This is a genomic window from Vibrio sp. 1580 (assembly GCF_033340055.1).
Window position 1 is genome coordinate 1 of sequence record NZ_JAWOVT010000407.1, and the last position, 623, is coordinate 623.

Genomic DNA, 623 nt, shown 5'->3' on the forward strand with positions numbered 1-623 from the left:
CGTTGATAAACTGCGGCAGTTCGTCTAATGAGGTGCGACGTAGAAAACCGCCAAACGGAGTAATACGAGGGTCGTTTTTCGTAGCTTGTTTGATGTTTGGGCCTTGATCCATCGTCGTCATCGAGCGGAACTTCCAAACTTCGATTTTTCGACCGTCCAAACCATAACGATGCTGCTTAAATATTACAGGGCCTTTTGACGTCAACTTAATACCGATGGCGATAGCAAGCAGGATTGGTGATATCAACACTAAGATAATGCTAGAGAACAAAATGTCTTCGAAGCGTTTAATCCAGGATGAAACGCCAGCAAAAGGCGTATCGAACACGCTGAGAGTTTGAACTTGACCAATTTGATCCCAGCGAGAATGGAGCAGGTTGTAAGTAAAGAAATCCGGGATCAGATAGGTGTTCGCTGTGGTGTCGGAGAACTGGTTCAAGATGGAAGCAATGCGTTCTTTAGCATGCATTGGCATCGCAATGTATACGTAATCGACCTCACCTCGTTTTGCCCGTTCTAACGCTTGGTTTACCGCGCCTTTGATTGGGTATTCGGAGCTAGGCAATCTGTCGCTAGAGCGTTCGTCATAGAAGCCGTCAAATAGAACACCATGCTCGGTGTGG

1 protein-coding gene is annotated in these 623 nt (G+C 46.5%); it reads right to left on the reverse strand.

What is annotated here, in order from left to right:
* Window positions 1–623, reverse strand: a 623-nt coding sequence (locus R7093_RS26285) for a sugar transferase (RefSeq protein ID WP_318147155.1), incomplete at both ends; no start/stop codon positions are given.